Raw genomic sequence first — 14,943 nt, forward strand, 5'->3', positions numbered from 1 at the left:
CCCTACAGCCCGCAGTCCTCCAGGCGCTCGATAATGCCCTCGAGCACCAGCTTGTTTGCCATCAGCTGCTGGTAGGTGGCGGTCTTGGCCCTGCCCTGCGCACGCAGTCCCACCATGCGGGACTTGACGTCCGCCAGGTCGGCGCGAACGCTGGCCGCAAATGCGTCGTAGCGCTCCAGACGGCGGATGTCTTCGGGACTAGGCATGATGCCCCCCTTCGGTCGTGGGCCTTCCACCAAGCTTGGCCCTGACGGCACCGATGACCGCCGGAATGGCGGAGACCAGAACGATGCCCACGATCACCAGCTCGAAGTGCGTCTGCACGGCAGGGATGCCACCGAAGAAGTAGCCCAGGAGCGCGAACAGGGTCGACCAGGTGACACCACCCAGGACGTTGAAGACCACGAAGCTGTGCCACCTCATGCCACCCATACCCGCCAGAAACGGCACGAAGGTGCGGATGAACGGGAAGAAGCGACCTAGAAAGATGGCGAGATGCCCCCACTTATCCAGGAACGCCTCGGTCTTCTCGACCCTCTCCGGCGTCATCGCCTTGACCTTGCCCGAGGCGACGATCTTGCGCCCGAAGAAGTGCCCGATCATGAAGTTGCACTGGTCTCCCAGGATGGCGGCGGCCCAGATGACGCCCAGGAGCACGAAGATGTTGAAGCCACCCCCCCGTGCGAAGAAGCCCGAGGCGAACAGGAGGGAGTCCCCCGGCAGGAACGGGAAGAACACCACACCGGTCTCGATGAAGATGACCAGGAAGACGAAGCCGTACGCCGCAAGGGGACCAGCCGCGATCATGCTTGCGATGGCGGCGCGCGGGTCACGGAGCAGCTCGACGATGAAGTTGACGAAGGCCATGGGGGCATCCATTCGCACGATGAGACGACCGAGGGGAACGCCGCCCTCGGGCTTACAAAAAAGCCCCTCGGCCGTGCAGGGCACAGCCGGCAGGGGCGCACCAGGCGTGCTCGGTGGGAACGGGCGCCCGCCAGAGGCCCCTTATGGCTGCTGCCTCCCGGCCCTGACCAGGTTCGGGACATGACGTCGCCCGCACCCGCCCAACACACCTGCAGTCACTCACTGTAACGACCCCCATTGCCACTTGCGACATCCAAAGCCAATCCCATGAAAAAGCCATGGGCTCCACAGGCGGCGCGCCAGGGCAGGTCCCCATCGCTGGCAAGTGTGAGCACGTGCTTGCGCTACCCTGTTTGCAACGGGTTCACCGGTTTCGACAGGTTCGTCGGAGGACGGGAGGCTGCCATGCTCAACAGGTTCTGCGCACACCCCCTGTGGGAGGTAAACGACACCCTAGCCAAGGTCGCCCAGGGCCAGCAGGCCGCGGAGACGGTCATCCGCCACGCCAGGCTCGTCAGCGTCACCACACGCGAGGTCCTCGAGGACACGGACATAGCCATCGCCCGCGGGCGTGTTGCCTACATCGGCATCTGCGGACACACGGCCGAGCATTGCATCGGACCCGAGACCACCGTGGTGGATGCCACGGGACTCTACGCGGCCCCCGGCCTCTTTGACACGCACGTACACATCGAGTCCTCGATGGTCGGTCCGGCCGAGTACGCCCGCGCCGTCGTCCCCCACGGCACCGTGGGCATCTACGCGGACCCACATGAGGTCGCCAACGTCTGCGGACTCGAAGGCGTGAGGGCCATGTGGGAGGACGCCGCAGGCGCCCCGCTCAAGACCATGCTCACCACCCCGTCCTGCGTACCGGCCGTGCTGGGGGTCGAGGACACCGGCTCGTCCATAAACGCCAGCCAGGTGGCCGAGAGCATGCGCTGGGACAGCGTCGTGGCCCTGGGCGAGATGATGAACTTCCCCGGCATCCTCTCCTGCGAGCAGAACGCGCTGGACGAGGTGAGGGAGACCCTCAAGGCCGACCGTGTCGTCACCGGCCACTACGTCGCCGCCGATGACGACCGCGGGCTGAGTGCCTACATCGCCGCAGGCGTTACCTCGTGCCATGAGTCCGGCAGCTTCACCGACGTCATCTCCAAGCTGCGCATGGGCATGTACGTGCAGCTACGTCAGGGATCCGCCTGGCTCAACCTCCCTGGCTACCTACCCGAGCTCGTCGCATCCGGCGTGGACACCAGCCATTGCCTGCTCTGCACCGATGACTCTCACCCGCATACCCTCGTGGATGACGGCCACATGGACCGCGTGCTGCGCGAGGCGGTGCGACTGGGCCTCGATCCCGTCACCGCCCTGCAGATGGCCACGATCAATGCGGCGCAGTACTTTGGCGTCGGGCGTGACATGGGATCGATCACCCCTGGCAAGTGTGCCGACATCGTGTTGCTCCGAGACCTCGAGCGATTCGAGGCCAAGGCGGTCTACATCGACGGGACGCTTGCGGCCGAGGACGGCAAGGCGACCTTTGCGACGAAGCCCTTCACCTGGCCCGCCTTCATGACCCATACCATGAACCTGGGCGTCGACATCACGCCGAGAGCCTTCGAGATTCCCGTCAACCACAAGGATGGCAGCATATGGGTCCGTGCCATCGGCATCAACGCTGGCGACACCCTGACACGGGACAGCACCGTCAAAACCATCGTGAGGGACGGCAAGATCCAGGCCGATCCCACCCACGACGTGCTCAAGGCCTGCGTCTTCGACCGTCACCACGGCACGGACGGCACCCACTCCTTTGGCTTCGTCACGGGCTTCGGCATCCATGGCGCCCTCGCGCAGACCGTGAGCCACGACGCTCACAACCTGCTGGTCATGGGTGACAACGACGCCGACATGGCATTGGCCGCGAGGACCCTGGCGGAGTGCGGAGGCGGAGAGGTCGCCGTTGCCGACGGCAAGGTCCTGGCCCTGGTCGAGCTGCCCGTGTGCGGTCTCATGAGCGATCGGCGCATAGAAGAGGTCGCCGAGAAGGTCGCAGGGATCGAGGCTGCGTGGGCCCAGATGGGCTGCAGCCTCCCCTCGCCGTTCATGACCATGGGCGTCATGTCGCTGGCATGCATACCCGTCCTACGCCTCACCAACCGTGGCTATGTCAACTGTCTCACGTTCCAGATGGAGCCACTCGTCGTCGGGGACTGCGACTAGGCGTCTCTCGCGGCGGCGGGTGCGGGCGCGGGGCGCCACAAGGCTCGTAACAGAAAAAATTACATGGAAGTTGCTGTCGAGCGGCGACATTTGGTGTATGTTCAGCTTGACATGGGATGCCGTTAGAAGATGGCGTTCGCTCCCGCGTGGACGTCCCCCGCACGACAAGCCGGCTTCCCGTCATAACCACAGCAACGACCACGCCGTCGGGAAGGCCCGCCATGAAGAGACTCCGGCTCGCCCTCATGGGCATCGTCCCTGCCCTCTGCGTCTGCCTTTTCCTTGGGGCAAGGCCCGCGTGGGCGGATCCCAGCTTCGTCTACGTCAACGGCCAGACGGGGTCTGACATCGATCCGGGCACCGAGGCGGCACCCGTCAAGACCTTCGCCAAGGCAAAGGAGCTTCTACTGGCCTCTGGTGGAGACACCATCTACGTCACGGGGGCGATCCAGGTCTCCGGAGGCGTCGAGGGCTGGGACCTTGGCGGCAAGGCCCTGAGACGGGCGGCCTCGTACCACGGGGAGCTCGTACATGTGGGCAACGGGGCCACGCTCACGCTCCAAGACATCGTTATCGACGGGGCCAGTTCGGACGGGGCCACCGGCAGGTGGTCGACAGGCGACGGGAGCGGAGGCTCGCTCGTCGGCGTGTTTGGCGGAAGCACCCTGACCGTGGGGGAGGGCGCCGTCTTGCAGGGCAACGACATCGAGAGCGAGGGCAAGTGGTACCCCGAGGGCGGTGGCGGCATCTTCGCCAACAGGAGCACCGTGAACGTCGAGGGCGGCAGCATACGCAACAACTCGGCGGTGCTGGGCGGCGGCATCTACGGCATCTACGACTCGACCATCAACATGTCGAGCGGCACCATAGCGGGTAACCGCGCGGTCCGGGGAAACAGTCCTGGCCTTCCCGCAGGATACGGGGGAAGCGGCGGTGGCATATGCGCCGCCAACGGCACGGACGTCAACCTCTCCGGCGGTACCATCTCGGGCAACTCGGCCTTCGAGCTCGGCGGCGGCATCTCGATGGGCACCTTTTACGCTTCGGAGGCCGACAGCCCCGTGCTCACCATGACGGGCGGCACCATCACCGGCAACACCGCCGGCAGCGCAGGCGGTGGCATCTACGTACAGGCAGGATACAGCGCCTCGGGCTACGCTGGGACGCCCACCTACGCCATCGCCCACATCACCGCCGGGGAGGTCACGGACAACTCCCTGACCGCGACAGGCGATGGGAACAACGCGTTCGGCGGGGGTGGCATCTACGTCAACGGTTACTCCAGAGAATACACCGACTTCCACAACGGCGAGCTCTACCTCGCCAACGTAGAGGTGTCCGGAAACTCCGCTGCGACCGAGGGCGGCGGCTACGCCGCCTGCCCCGTGTCCGTGACCGAGGTCAGCCTGACGAACGGCGCGACATTCTATGGCAACGTCACCGCCGACGGCAACGCGCGCGAGCTCTATATCCTCGCGTCGCTCGCCTACGGCACGCACAGTGGCGACCCCGTCTACGAGATCTCGCCCTCCATGCTCGGCGGCGGCGCGTACAGGTGGGTCTACGACGACGGCACCGAAGTCCCCCTCGATCGTCTCAAGGGAGCTCTGAGCGCTGCGGACAACGAGTCCCTCTCCCTCAGCAACGATCTTGTCGCCGACAACCCCGACGTCCAGAGGGCGCTGGGGCTGGCAACCGTGCATATCACAGGCAACACGTCCGCCACGCGCGGAGGTGGCATCGGCTCGAACGGCAGCGTCTTCATCGGCAAGTCCGTGGACACCACCGAGATCAGCGTCTCCAAGACGTGGGACGACGCAAACGACAAGAACGGCATCCGTCCCGACTCGATCAGGGTCGAACTGTACCGCAATGGCACCTATGTGGGCTACCAGACCATCAGGGCAGACGACGGGGGCAACTGGTCCACCACGTTCGCAAACCTCCCCAAGGCCGATGCCGACGGACACGAATACGTCTACACCGTCAAGGAGCGTCCGGTCGAGGGCTACACGACCACCATCGCCGGCGACGCGAGTTCCGGCTTCGCCATAACCAACACGGTCACCACGACGCCTCCGACGCCCCCGACGACCGAAGAGCCACCCAAGCCGACGACGAAGCCAAGCAGGGCGACTGTACGCAAGTCACCTGCACTCCCACAGACGGGAGACGAGGCGTTCCCACCGATCGCCTTCGCGGGCATTGCCCTTGTGCTGAGCACCATAGGCGTCGTCACGAGGTGCCGCTGGTCGCTGTAGGTCCTATCTGAAGGGGACCGGCCTTACTCGAGGACGCCTGGTGCCAACCCCCAAAAAGGCACAGCCCCCGAAAGACAGGTGTCTTCGCTTGATCGGTGGCCCCGAGCCCGGATGGGCTCGGGGCCACCTCCTGAGCTGGGACGGGTCGCCGTGACCCGTCCCTACCTACGATCCTCTTACCTGCGGTTCTTGCGGTAGAACGCAATGAGCGCCTGGGTCGAGGCGTCCTGGGCGGAGAGGGCCTCATCGTCGTGGAAGGCGGGGGTGATCTGCTTGGCAAGCTGCTTGCCCAGCTCGACGCCCCACTGGTCATAGGAGTCGAGCCCCCAGACCGTCCCCTCGACGAAGGTGATGTGCTCGTAGAGTGCGATGAGCTCGCCAAGCGCATGGGCATCGAGGCCGACGCCAAAGATGGAGGTCGTCGGGCGGTTGCCCCCGAAGCAGCGCGCCGGCACCATCCACTCGGCAGTGCCCTCGGCGCGGACCTCGTCGGCCGTCTTGCCAAAGGCAAGCGCCTTGGTCTGGGCAAGGAAGTTGCCTAGGAAGAGCTCGTGCACGTCCTGCGCGCCGTCCTTGGCGGGATTGGGGGTGTTGGCGAAGGCGATGAAGTCCGCCGGCACCATGCGACCCTGATGGATGAGCTGGTAGAAGGCATGCTGCCCGTTGGTGCCGGCCTCGCCCCAGAAGACCTCGCCCGTCTCGGTGGTGGCAGGCGTGCCGTCCCAGCGCGTTGACTTGCCGTTGGACTCCATGGTCAGCTGCTGGAGGTAGGCGGGGAAGCGGTGCAGGTGCTGGTCGTACGGAAGCACGGCATGGGTCGGGGACTTGAGGAAGTTGACATACCAGACGTTGATGAGGCCCATGAGGGCGACGACGTTCCGTTCGAGCGGGGTCGTGGCAAAGTAGGTGTCGACGTCGTGGAAGCCGGACAGAAAGTCCTCGAAGACCTGGGGGCCGAGAGCGATGACGAGCGACAGGCCTACGGCCGCGTCGACGGAGTAGCGCCCTCCCACCCAACTCCAGAATCCAAAGGCGTTCTCGGGGTCGATGCCGAAGTCAGAGACGAGCTCGAGATTGGTCGAAACGGCAACGAAGTGGCTCTTGATGGCCGCCGCCGCCGAGGCGTCCGTGTCGTCGATGGCGCCACGTTCCTTGAGCGCGCCCAACAGCCAGGCCCTTGCCTCGCGGGCGTTGGTCATGGTCTCGAGCGTGGTGAAGGTCTTGGAGACGATGATGACGAGGGTGGTCTCGGGGTCGAGGTCGCGGGTCTTCTCGGCCATGTCGTTGGGATCGATGTTCGAGACGTAGCGCACCGCGATGCCCGCGTCGGCATAGGGCTTGAGGGCCTCGTACGCCATGACTGGACCCAGGTCCGAGCCGCCGATGCCGATGGAGAGGACGGTCTCGATCCTCTTGCCGGAGACCCCGCGCCAGGATCCCGAGCGGACGCGGTCGGCAAAGGCGTACATGCGGCCGAGTACCTCGTGCACGTCCGCGACGCAGTCCTGCCCGTCGACGATGAGCTGACCGCACTCGTCGGCAGGACGACGCAGGGCGCTGTGCAGGACGGCACGGTCCTCGGTGGTGTTGATATGCGCGCCCGAGAACATGAGGTCGCGGCGCTCCTCCAGATGGACCGCCCTGCCCAGGGCGGCAAGCAGACGGACGGTCTCGTCCGTCACGAGGTTCTTGGACAGGTCGAAGTGGAGGTCAGGCAGGTCGAAGGAGAGCTTCCTGACGCGCTGGGGATCGTTGGCGAACTGCTGCTTGAGGCTGAAACCACTGGCGCGGAGCTTGTCGAGGTGCTCCCTCAGCGCCTGCCACTCGGGGGTCTGCGTGGCGTCAATCGGTGCGGGGATGGAGGAGGGATAGTCTGCCATGTCTGCTCCTTAGTGGCGATGTGGCCGCCCTTCGCGAGCGGCACCTACGTGCATCACCATCTTACTCCCCCACACGGATGCTGTTCCAGTGCCCAGGGCGAGGCCGCGGCAAGGGGAATCGACCTAGTAGGGCTCGCCCAGGGGTGCAAGCCGCTTGAGGTATGACCACATGACCTGCTTTTGTGCGGGGTCGGAGAGGGCGGCCTCGAAGCCGCCCAGGTTCAGCACGCGCATGCCGCGAAGGCACGCAATGGTGCCAGGCACAAGCATGGCCTGGTCAAAGTCATCGATGGCCGAGAGGTCGTCGGCATATGCCTCGCGCAGCGCCCGGGCGGCACCCTCGTCACAGGCGACGAGGGTGGCCGGGTCGAGGGCCGCGATGGCCTCGCCGACGAGATCCGCGGGCAGCGGCCTCCCGTCGTCCGCACACGTGGACAGAGCGGCCCAGTCCTCGGGGGCATACCCCAGCGCACGCAGGGAGGCGCGCAGCGCGGTGCCATCCGGACCCAAGAGCGGAGGCGCACCGTCCCTCTCCGCTGCCGAGGGCTCGCCTTTGAGGAGCAGGACGCTCGAGAAGGCGTTGCCCACCATGACAGCGCCCCTTGCGGCAAGCGAGCCCAGCTCGAAGCGGGCCTTGTCCACATAGGCCTGGCGGACGCTGTCTCTTCTCGTGGGCACACGACCTCCTCGCTGAGTCGGGCCGGGCATGATGCGCGGCGCAGAATCCCACCTACATAAATCACGATTCTACAGCCACGGACGTTACGAACGGGGTATAAGGCGGACTAGGAACAGACGGCGCGCCGTCGTGCGCGCGGCCCAAAGGAGACCAACATGGCCAATGCAATAACTACCGCTGAGTTCGATTCCGTTCTTGCCAACGCAGACAAGCCGGTCCTCGTGGACTTCTGGGCGTCCTGGTGCGGCCCCTGCCGAGCCTTGGGGCCTGTGGTCGAACAGGTGGCAGACGAGATGTCCGACCAGCTCGCCCTCTACAAGTGCAACGTGGACGACGAGGGTGATCTCGCCCAGCGCTTCCAGATCGTATCCATCCCCACGATGATCCTCTTCAAGGGCGGCAAGCCCGTCCATACCATGGTCGGCAACATGCCAAAGGCGGAGCTCGTCAAGGAGCTGCAGGCCAACCTCTAGGAAGCACCGCGTGCGACAGCGCACGCCGGGATATCATGTCCCCAACCAGCAGGGCGCATGTCCGTGGGACATGCGCCCTGTCCCTTTTGGGGCACGGCCCAGGCGCAACCGACCCCGAGACCCGGAGCAAGGGAGGCACGCCCATGAGCTCGCACGTCCGACAGCTGTCCCATTCCCTGCGGACGCTCATCCGCAACAACCCGCGTACCATCGTCGCCCTGATGGCAGTGGTGGTGTTCCTATGGTTGATGCAGGAAGTGCTGGAAGGGGAGCTGACACAGCTTGACTCCGCCGCCTATCAGCTGGTCGTCGTACACATGCGCCGAGAGTGGCTGACGCCTGTCATGCAGTCGATCTCCGAGTTGGCCCTCCCCGTCGTCCTAGTGGTCATGCTGCTGGCCGTGGAGGCGTTCGCGCCCGGACGCAGGCCAGGCCTTTGTGCCGCGCTCAACCTGGCATTGGCGCTTCTCCTCAACCTTGCCCTGAAGGAGATCGTCCACCGCCCACGTCCCGAAGGCTTCCGCCTCATCGCCGAGACAGGCTACAGCTTCCCCTCGGGGCACTCCATGGTGGCGATGGCGTTCTACGGGCTTTTGGCCTGGATGGTCTGGCACTACGAGCGCGACCACTTCGTGAAGCACCTCTGCCTGGCCGGGTTCGCGCTAGTCATCGTGGCCGTTGGTCTCAGCCGCATCTACCTGGGGGTCCACTACGCGTCCGACGTGCTCGCCGGCTTCTGCGTGTCGCTTGCCTGGCTGGCCTTCTACACCAAGGTCTTCGTGCCGCTGCTCCTGCCCGAGCCAGACGAAGGCGGGGGACGCCGCGAGGGGGCAGAGACGCACTCGACGACGGGGACGGGAAGGTAGGACCCGGTCAAGACGCCATGCTCCTGGGGCCAGCCGCAGGTCTGGGCGGGCTAGTCCAGAGCGATGATCTCCGCGCTCACGACCACGCCGCCATCGCAGACGATGCGACCCATCGTCGGGGCCGATCCTCGCGGGAAGCTGGGGCTTCCGGGGTTCATCACGAGCGCGCCGGTGCGTTCGTCCCGACCCACGAAGGGCCGGTGCGTATGCCCGCAGATCGCGATGTCGCAGGTCTCCAGATCGAGACGCTCGCGATAATGGCAGACCTCCCATCTCATCCCATCCGAGAAGAACCTGGTCACGCGCTTGACAAGGGGTCCGTACTCAAGGGCGTAGTCATTGTTGCCGAGGCACTGCCTGAGAGGTGCGATGGCAGCGAGTGCACGATGGTCCGAAGGAGAGCACATGTCTCCGGCATGCACTATCACGTCCGCTCCCCGAAGCCGTTCGAGAAGCTCCGGGGAGAGATGGCCGTGGGTGTCAGAGACTATGTCGTAGCGCATGGGTTCCCACCTGTCCCGGGCATCCGTCAGAGGCCCAGGGCCCGCTTGAGCGAGACGACGCGGCGGCGGGAGACGGGTATCTTCTTCTCGTCCACGCCCTTGAGGCCGAGCTGGAGAATGCCACTCGAGATGACCTCGATGTCCTCCACGTGGTCCAAGTTCACGATGTAGCCACGGTGAACGCGGAAGAACCCATGTGGGACGAGCTTCTGCTCGAGCTTGGCGAGGGAGACCGTCGAGAGGTAGCGATCGAGGTCGGTGTAGATGCAGGAGTAGTCGTCCTTGGCCTCGATGTAGCGAATCTCCGCAACGGGAACGAGCACCTTGCGCCCGCCCTTTTCGACGGGGATGCGCTCCGTCGGGACATGTGGGGCCGCGGGAGGCTTGAGACGGGCCTCGACCTTGTCGAGAGCTCGCAGCAGCCGGTCCGTCTCAACGGGCTTCATGAGGTAGTCGACGGCGTCGACCTCAAAGGCCTCGAGCGCATACTCGCTGTATGCGGTCACGAAGATGACGGCAGGAGGGTTCTTGAGCGTGTGGAAGGCCTCGGCGAGCTGCATGCCCGAGGTCTTGGGCATGGAGATGTCCAGGAAGATGACGTCCGCCTTCTGCTCCGAGCCCTCCTTGCCGCGGACGAGAGCCTCCACGGCCTCACGAGCGTTGCTGGCCTCCTCGATGGAGGCGACGCGACCCGTCTCCTCGAGCAGGTACCTGAGCTCAGAGCGCGCGGGTGCCTCGTCATCGACAATGAGTGCGTTCAACACGTCCATCACCCAACTTTCTCCGCCCTGGGGCGGTCAAAGACCTAACGTCACGCAGGACGGCGAGCATATCACCTCTGCGTGATGGCGCTGCGCGGGGCGACGCCGACCAGACGAAGTGTAACGCAGGTGCCCTCACCAGACTTGCTCATAATCTCGACGCCCGAGCCGATGCCATAGAAGCGCTCGATGCGCTCGGCGACGTTGCGCAACGCGATGCCCGAGCCATTGCTGCTCTTGGGTATGTCCTGAGACGAACCCTCGAGCAGGCGACGCGCGATGGGCTCGTCCATGCCCAGGCCGTCGTCCGCCACGGCGAGAAGGACGTCGTCGCCATCGGTTGCGACCTGGACGTCGATGTGGAGCGGTCCCTCGTCGCGCATGGCATGGCGGACGGCATTCTCCACGATGGGCTGCACGATGAAGCTCGGAACCTTGACAGATCCGCAGCCAGGCTCGACGGCCTCGGTCTCGACGATACGATCCTCACCGAAGCGCGCCTTCTCGATCTTGAGGTAGCGGCGGGTCTGCTCGAGCTCCTCGCAGAGCGGTATGAGCGACTGGGAGCCCTCGAGCGTGCGACGGTAGAAGACGGAGAACTCGCGCAGGAGGTTGCGGGCCTTGTCGGGGTTGGTGCGGGTAAGCGACGCGATGGTGTTGAGCGTGTTGAACAGAAAGTGAGGGTTGATCTGCGCCTGGAGGGCCTTCACCTCGGCACGGGCGGTGAGCTCCGCCTGACGGTCGAGCTCGTAGGCAGAGAGCTGGGTCGAGAGGAGCTCGGCCAGGCCACGGGCGATGGCGAGCTGGGTACGATCGACGTCCCGGCCGTGACGATAGTAGAGGCGCAGCGTTCCCACCGAGCGGTCGGCCACCACAAGCGGAGCGATGATGCCGACGGGGAAGAGCCGCTCCCGCTCGGTGGGCTCGTCCTCGCCCCCGGAGCCCATCCATTCGTTGCGATCGAAGACCGTGAAGGTCTGCATGTGCTTGCTCTCCATGACCTCCTTGGTAGGGCCGGCCAGACGTTCCCCCGCACGGAAGCCGTTGATGTCATCGCCCACGAAGGCGAGCGTCGCGCGGGCGTCGGTCATGGCGATGGCAGCCGCGGCGGTCTCGGGAAGCAGGAGCTGGCACACGGCCGTGCAGCTCTCGGGAGAGAGACCGGCCGCCATGTAGGTGAGGGTGCCCGATGCGACGCGCAGGGTGCGTTCGGTTGCCTGGGAGCGCAGGTCCTCCGGGACGAGCAGGGTCGAGCCGCCCATCACGATGTCGACGGCGAGGCCGGCACCGGCAAGCATGGCGGCGATGATGTTGCTCTGGGCGATGCCCCATGAGAGCAGGGCGAGGAGGGCCACCGTCGTGACGCTGAGCACCACGTGGACCATCCCCATGTAGTGGGAGACAAGCCACCTCCTCATGCGCGACCATCCCCCTCGGGCCTGCCGGGCGTACCCAAGCCTAAGATCTTGCGCGCAAGCAGCCTGTTGTCCCACAGGGTCGCCATGATCTGGGGCCAATGCGTCTGAAAGGCAAAGTAGCTGCTAGCGTGCGCCTGCGCCCACGCACGAGCCCGCAGGCGGCCGAGGAGGAAGATGCCGAGGTAGGCACTGCGCTCGGGGCCGAGGATGGCGCGCGCGAGCGAAGTCAGGGCGATGCGGCGGCGCACGCTGGGCGATATCCACTCGGAGGGGTAGGGACGCAGCGCCTCGGCGCGTATCTGGCGGTTTCCGATGCGGGCGTTCCCAGCAGCGATCTTCTCGACCTCGTACTCCCAGCGATAGACGTCCTGTAGGAAGCGGGCCGCCCTCGACGGGATGGGTGGCGGCAGGTGGCGGACGCGCCAGGCGCTGTCAAACCACACATCGATGCCCTGCATGCGCAGGTTGAAAAGGTAGTCGAGGTCCTCGCCACGGGTGATGGCGGGATCAAATCCCACGCGCGTGAACGCCCTGGCCGACACCGCGAAGCAGCCTCCGCACACATGGTTGGAGCGAGAGATGCGCGTACCCGAAAGGGCGCGGTGCATCCACTGGTTGAACTCCATGCGCTTGGACCACCATCGGTCGCGCAGGGACGGCCTCTCCACGCGGGCATAGGGCGAGCCCTTCTCGTTCAGGAAGCAGCCGCTCTTGGCGACGATCGGCAGGCCCTGGCGCGTAGCCAGTCCCAGACCGTACACGGCATCCACGAGGAAGTTCTCGTCGAGGGCGATCTCGTCGTCGTCAAGGAAGACCACGACATCATGGTTGAGGATCGCGGCGACGGCCAGGCCCATGTTGCGTATGGCCCCGTAGCCACGCAGCGACACGGACTCGCGGTCGAGTCGGGGGGCGACGTCCTCCACCACGCCAGAGACCACGGAGGCCTCCTCCTGTCCCACGACCAGGGCATTGAGCGTGGGGTGCATCCTGCAGATGCCATCGACGCGAGCGCGTGCCGCCGCCTCGCACGAGGACGGCGCGACAAGGAGCACTATGACCCGCAGCACGCCGCGCACCTTGTCCAGCGAGGCCAGGCAGGTCTCGAGCTCGGGCACGGGCTTCGCGATTGGTGTCGCATGGTCGTACGCGCCAATCCTCCCGATCTCCGCCGACTCGTCCTTCTCGGCCCAGTAGGAGGGGATGACGACTACGGGATTCACGTTGGCTAGGCTCCTTCGGGGTCGGGCGCGGCGAGGTCGTCCTCTTCCAGGGCCTTGGCCAGTGGGCTGTCGGCGAGAGCGTGGTAGAGGGGAAGCCCCAGGACATAGAGCACGACCGCCTCCCCCAGACCCGTGGTGACGAGACCAAAGAGGTACATCAGCGGGTAGGAGCCGTCGAGCGCGATGGTCGTGAACGGGATGGCGTAGAAGCCCAAACCCCGCAGGATGAGCGGCAGGTAGGCGGGCACGATGAGGGCGTTGGACAGCACGGGGCCCAGCAGGGCGAGATGAGGGCGGCGACGCAGGTGGTACGTGATGGAGACGCCGACGAGCGTGGCAAGCGAACCGAAGACGACATCAAGCATGCCCAGCATGCCAGCGCCCGAGAGTGCGATGTTGGCGACGTTTGCGATGACGCATCCCAAGGCGAGGCCGGGGACGGCGTCTGCCGTGAGCAATGCCAGCACGCAGACTGCCTCGGAGATCCTGAACTGGATGGGCCCCCAGGCAAGCCCCCCCAAAAACAGCAGCGCCACCAACGTAAGGGTGGCATAGAGCGCAGCGATCATGGCGATGCGCGTGACGTGGGTGGGCGGGAGGCGCTTCTTAGTTGAGTTGGGAGAAGCGAACAACGTATGGTACCCCCTGAGTCTTGGGCCGTACGCCGCAGCGTACGACCGACGTAAGAAACACCGCCATTCTACCGCGCAGGTCACGACTACGATAGAATGGCGACGAGATCGCAAGAGTATTGTTGGCTTTGTCACTACGGCAGCGCACCACCAGTCGTTGTCGGCCATACACCCACGTGCGAAAGAGGGCCAATGGAGGCCATCGGGGACCAGCTCAGCCAAGGCGAAGTCAAGGCAGGGGAAGAGGTGGCGCACAGCCGAGAGGAGCCCGGCAGGCTGAAGTTCTTTGCCACCCTCAACTTCGGCCTCTTCCTCACTGCGGTAGGCGTCATGGTCTTCAAGGCCCCCAACCACTTTGCGATGGGCGGGACCTCGGGTCTCTCCATCATCCTTTCGACCCTCTTCCCCACCCTCCCGGTCAGCGCGTTCATGTGGTTCGTGAACGCCGCCCTCGTCGCCCTGGGACTCGTCTTCCTGGACAGGAGGACCATGGGATGGACCGTCTACTCGTCTTTCGCCCTGTCCACATACGTCTCGCTCCTCGAGTGGGTCATCCCGCTCTCTCAGCCCCTCACCAACGACACGCTGCTCGAACTCATCTTTGCGGTCCTGCTTCCCGCCGTGGGAAGCGCCATCGTCTTCAACATAGGGGCGTCTACCGGCGGCACCGACATCCTGGCGATGATCCTGAGGAAGAGGAGCTCGCTCGAGATCGGCAAGGCCCTTCTGATCGTGGACGCGATCATCGTCCTTACGGCCGCGCTGCTCTATGGGGCGCGCACGGGCCTCTACTGCATCCTGGGCCTGGTGGCCAAGGCCTTCGTCGTGGACACCGTCATCGAGAGCGTCAACATGCGCAAGGTCTGCACCGTCATCAGCAGGCGTCCCGACGCCGTGCTAGAGTTCCTCGTGAAGGTGCTGCGCCGCACCGCAACCGTCCGGGAGGAGCGTGGCGGGTTCTCAGGTCGAACGGAAACCGTTCTGGTCACGGTCCTCACGCGGCGCGAGGCGTCAAAGCTGCGGCTGTTCCTGCGCGAGAGGGACCCACAGGCGTTCATCACCATAGTGAGCAGCTCCGAGATAGTGGGCAGGGGCTTCCGCGGAGCGTAACCGTGGCCCCAGACGGTCCTGGGGCCACGGACGGCACCCGCCTT

Annotated in this window: 14 protein-coding genes and 1 other RNA gene; 5 read left to right on the forward strand and 10 right to left on the reverse strand. The window is 65.4% G+C overall.

Annotated elements, in window-relative coordinates; translation table 11 throughout:
* Window positions 1-2: 2 nt before the first annotated feature.
* From OLSU_RS08660 to ffs, 3 genes are all read right to left on the reverse strand, one after another.
* Entirely contained in the window at window positions 3-206 is a 204-nt protein-coding gene (locus tag OLSU_RS08660; protein WP_013252568.1) for a hypothetical protein, read from the reverse strand.
* Window positions 199-867, reverse strand: coding sequence for a VTT domain-containing protein (locus OLSU_RS08665; RefSeq protein WP_013252569.1), 669 nt, complete (start codon window positions 865-867; stop codon window positions 199-201). The genes OLSU_RS08660 and OLSU_RS08665 overlap by 8 nt, the downstream gene beginning before the upstream one ends.
* Window positions 868-974: 107 nt before the next feature.
* Window positions 975-1,070, reverse strand: an RNA gene (gene ffs / locus OLSU_RS09225) — signal recognition particle sRNA small type.
* Window positions 1,071-1,272: 202 nt separating this feature from the next.
* Here ffs and OLSU_RS08670 point away from each other — a divergent pair.
* Together OLSU_RS08670 and OLSU_RS08675 are read left to right on the forward strand one after the other, a co-directional pair.
* Complete coding sequence (locus tag OLSU_RS08670) at window positions 1,273-3,093, forward strand: adenine deaminase (RefSeq protein ID WP_013252570.1); 1,821 nt, start codon at window positions 1,273-1,275, stop codon at window positions 3,091-3,093.
* Between the two features lie 221 nt (window positions 3,094-3,314).
* Window positions 3,315-5,354: a Cna B-type domain-containing protein gene (locus OLSU_RS08675; protein ID WP_013252571.1), complete on the forward strand. Its 2,040-nt coding sequence runs from the start codon at window positions 3,315-3,317 to the stop codon at window positions 5,352-5,354.
* Window positions 5,355-5,530: 176 nt separating this feature from the next.
* On the opposite strand, the gene pgi is transcribed toward OLSU_RS08675, so the two are convergent.
* A complete protein-coding gene (pgi, locus tag OLSU_RS08680) occupies window positions 5,531-7,234 on the reverse strand; it encodes a glucose-6-phosphate isomerase (RefSeq protein WP_013252572.1) in 1,704 nt (567 codons plus the stop codon).
* A 123-nt stretch (window positions 7,235-7,357) separates the two neighbouring features.
* Window positions 7,358-7,912, reverse strand: a complete 555-nt coding sequence (locus tag OLSU_RS08685; RefSeq protein ID WP_013252573.1) for a hypothetical protein — start codon at window positions 7,910-7,912, stop codon at window positions 7,358-7,360.
* 156 nt (window positions 7,913-8,068) lie between these two features.
* Between OLSU_RS08685 and trxA the strand changes: the two genes are divergently transcribed.
* Together trxA and OLSU_RS08695 are read left to right on the forward strand one after the other, a co-directional pair.
* Window positions 8,069-8,386, forward strand: coding sequence for a thioredoxin (gene trxA / locus OLSU_RS08690; protein WP_013252574.1), 318 nt, complete (start codon window positions 8,069-8,071; stop codon window positions 8,384-8,386).
* Between the two features lie 143 nt (window positions 8,387-8,529).
* Complete coding sequence (locus OLSU_RS08695; protein WP_013252575.1) at window positions 8,530-9,252, forward strand: phosphatase PAP2 family protein; 723 nt, start codon at window positions 8,530-8,532, stop codon at window positions 9,250-9,252.
* A 50-nt stretch (window positions 9,253-9,302) separates the two neighbouring features.
* Here the strand turns inward: OLSU_RS08695 and OLSU_RS08700 are convergent, their stop codons facing one another.
* The 5 genes from OLSU_RS08700 to OLSU_RS08720 form a co-directional block, all read right to left on the reverse strand.
* Window positions 9,303-9,755: a metallophosphoesterase family protein gene (locus tag OLSU_RS08700; protein ID WP_013252576.1), complete on the reverse strand. Its 453-nt coding sequence runs from the start codon at window positions 9,753-9,755 to the stop codon at window positions 9,303-9,305.
* A 26-nt stretch (window positions 9,756-9,781) separates the two neighbouring features.
* On the reverse strand, window positions 9,782-10,525 hold the full coding sequence (locus OLSU_RS08705; RefSeq protein WP_013252577.1) for a LytR/AlgR family response regulator transcription factor: 744 nt from the start codon (window positions 10,523-10,525) through the stop codon (window positions 9,782-9,784).
* Between the two features lie 62 nt (window positions 10,526-10,587).
* Entirely contained in the window at window positions 10,588-11,934 is a 1,347-nt protein-coding gene (locus OLSU_RS08710; RefSeq protein WP_013252578.1) for a sensor histidine kinase, read from the reverse strand.
* Window positions 11,931-13,157 carry a glycosyltransferase gene (locus OLSU_RS08715; protein ID WP_013252579.1) on the reverse strand — a complete coding sequence of 409 codons (1,227 nt, stop codon included), beginning with the start codon at window positions 13,155-13,157 and terminating at the stop codon, window positions 11,931-11,933. The genes OLSU_RS08710 and OLSU_RS08715 overlap by 4 nt, the downstream gene beginning before the upstream one ends.
* Window positions 13,158-13,162: 5 nt before the next feature.
* Window positions 13,163-13,789, reverse strand: coding sequence for a QueT transporter family protein (locus OLSU_RS08720; RefSeq protein WP_013252580.1), 627 nt, complete (start codon window positions 13,787-13,789; stop codon window positions 13,163-13,165).
* 192 nt (window positions 13,790-13,981) lie between these two features.
* Here OLSU_RS08720 and OLSU_RS08725 point away from each other — a divergent pair, with 192 nt between their 5' ends.
* Window positions 13,982-14,899 (forward strand): YitT family protein, encoded by a 918-nt coding sequence (locus OLSU_RS08725; protein ID WP_013252581.1) that lies wholly within the window; start codon window positions 13,982-13,984, stop codon window positions 14,897-14,899.
* Window positions 14,900-14,943: the final 44 nt, after the last annotated feature.

The sequence above is a fragment of the Olsenella uli DSM 7084 genome, from assembly GCF_000143845.1.
In the GTDB taxonomy this organism is placed as follows: Bacteria; Actinomycetota; Coriobacteriia; order Coriobacteriales; family Atopobiaceae; genus Olsenella; species Olsenella uli.